We start from the raw sequence: 2189 nt of genomic DNA, 5'->3' as shown, positions 1-2189 counted from the left end.
CTCCGAAGGAGTTGATCGGCAGGAAGCAGGCGGTCTTCCCGTGGATCGGCTGCGGCCAGTGCCGCGACTGCGCCAATGGCGACGAGAATCTCTGCGTGAAGCAGCGCTTTCTCGGCGTCTCCATCGACGGCGGCTTCGCCACCCACGTGCTGGTGCCGGACGCGAAATATCTGCTCGACTACGACCCGCTGCCCGTCAACCAGGCCGCGACCCTGATGTGCTCGGGCGTGACTGCCTATGGCGCGCTCAAGCGCCTGGTCGACCGTCCGCGCCAGCGCAACCTGCTGCTGATCGGCCTCGGCGGCGTCGGCATGATGGGCCTGTCGTTCGCGCAGGCGATGTTCAAGCAGCCGATCACGGTGGCCGACCTCTCGGCGGCCGCGCGCGAGACCGCGCTCAAGAACGGCGCCGCCGTCGCCTACGATCCGGCCGAGCCCGACGTGATCAAGCGCATCCTGAAAGAGACCGAGGGCGGCTTCGACGAGATCGTCGATTTCGCCGGCAACGAGAAGTCGATGGCCTTTGCGGTCGCGGTCGCCGCGCGCGGCGGCAAGATCGTGGTGTCCGGCCTGATGGGCGGCCAGTTCACGCTGCCGATGGTGCAATGGGTCTACAAGCGCATGACCATCGAAGGCTTCATGGTCGGCACGCTAGACGAAGCCCACGAGCTGATGGCGCTCGCCCGCGCCGGCAAGATCAAGCCGACGCCGATGCGCGAGGAGCCGATGGGCGATGTCCAGAAATGGATCGACGAATTGCGCGCCGGCAAGGTCGTCGGCCGCATCGTGCTGAAGAACTGACCGACGCCAGCGGCAGGCCCGGCGCAAGCCGGGCCCGCCGCGCGGAACGCCTTCGGCTCCGCCGCGTTGGCAGCGCATGTCCATTCGTTGCACCGTCGAAAGCGCATTCTTCATCGCCTGGAGCTGCCTCGAGAAGAGCGGCGAGCTCGGTCCGCCGGACGCGACCGCGAACTTCCTGCTCGACTCCATCGAAGCGCAGCTGCGAACCGGCGAGCGCCGGCACCTGATGCTCGCCAACAGAGCCATCGACGCCTACCGCGTGCACGCCGCGCAGAGCCGCTCGCCAGCGGATTGCGAAGCGCGCTTCGGGTGACGGCCGGGGCGGCGCAGCTCGCCGGAGCCTGCCGCGTCTCCCGTCGTTCTCCGGGGGAGAACGAAGTTCACGCCGTGGCTCATCGGCAACGCCCGGCCGCCATTCAGTTGCTTTTTCGAGCCTCGCCGACTGCTTGTGTTCACTTTCGGACGGTCGGTTCCGTCGCGGAAACGTAGGGTTCTGGGCGGCGCCGATTCCCCGGCCAGCACAGAGACGAAGACAACAAGCGTGACCGGACGGCCGAACAACGAGCTGCTGCAAAAGCTCAGCGTCCAGGACTTCGAGCTGCTGGCGCCGCATCTGCAGTTGGTCGACGTCAGCGCAAACCAGATTCTGCATCACGCCGGGGATATCATCTCGGCCCTCCATTTCCCCTGCGGCCCCACTCTGGTGGCTTACGCGGTTCCGGTCGACGACGATCGCGAGGTGGATAGCCTCCTGGTCGGCCGCGACGCCGCCGTCGGTGTGCCTGCGGGCCGGCCCCCGCTGCTGGCCTATTCGCGCATCGTCGTGAAGCTCGGCGGCAGCATCGCCCGGCTGCCGCTGCGCGCGCTCGAGCAGGCTGTGCAAAGGTCGGTGACCCTACAGGAAGCCTTTTCGCGCCATGTGGACTACCAGCTCGCGCAGCTGCTCCAGGCGGCAGCCTGCAACGCAGCGCATTCGATCGAGCAGCGCGCCGCCAAGTGGATCATCTCGGCGCGGGAACGGATCGGCGGCAGCGAGATTCCCCTGACCCACGAGCAGCTCGCCGGCATGCTCGGCGTCTCCCGCAGCTATGCCAGCCGTGTCATCCAGATGTTCAAGGCGATGCGCATCCTCGCGACCCGGCGCGGCGCCATCCTGATCCTCGATGCGCAGGCGCTGGAAGCGAGAGCCTGCTCCTGCAACGCCTGGATGAAGAAGCATTTTGAGGACGTGCCGGGCGGCGCCGCAACCGTCGACGGCTAGGGCTTTACGCATGCTCGGGCGGCTGGCGCCTCTGGTGCAGATAGGCCGGGCTGAAATCGCCGAGGCGCTGCAGTTCGCGCCATTTTTGCACGATCAGCTCGCCATCGCGAAGATCCATCGCTCCGCTC

The 2189-nt window shown here is 67.2% G+C and carries 3 protein-coding genes; all 3 read left to right on the top strand.

The features are described 5' to 3' along the window. A partial coding sequence (locus tag JHD07_RS38295) for a zinc-binding dehydrogenase (RefSeq protein ID WP_291631669.1) occupies positions 1-800 on the top strand: 800 nt, incomplete at its 5' end. A 76-nt stretch (positions 801-876) separates the two neighbouring features. Continuing rightward, the gene (locus tag JHD07_RS38290) at positions 877-1113 is read left to right on the top strand and encodes a hypothetical protein (protein ID WP_291631667.1); all 237 of its coding nucleotides are present in this window, start codon (positions 877-879) and stop codon (positions 1111-1113) included. 228 nt (positions 1114-1341) lie between these two features. After that, positions 1342-2061 carry a Crp/Fnr family transcriptional regulator gene (locus JHD07_RS38285; RefSeq protein ID WP_291631666.1) on the top strand — a complete coding sequence of 240 codons (720 nt, stop codon included), beginning with the start codon at positions 1342-1344 and terminating at the stop codon, positions 2059-2061. Positions 2062-2189: the final 128 nt, after the last annotated feature.

This window comes from Bradyrhizobium sp. (assembly GCF_016462955.1).
Lineage (GTDB): Bacteria > Pseudomonadota > Alphaproteobacteria > Rhizobiales > Xanthobacteraceae > Bradyrhizobium.
This window is presented reverse-complemented; position numbering and strand designations above follow the sequence as displayed.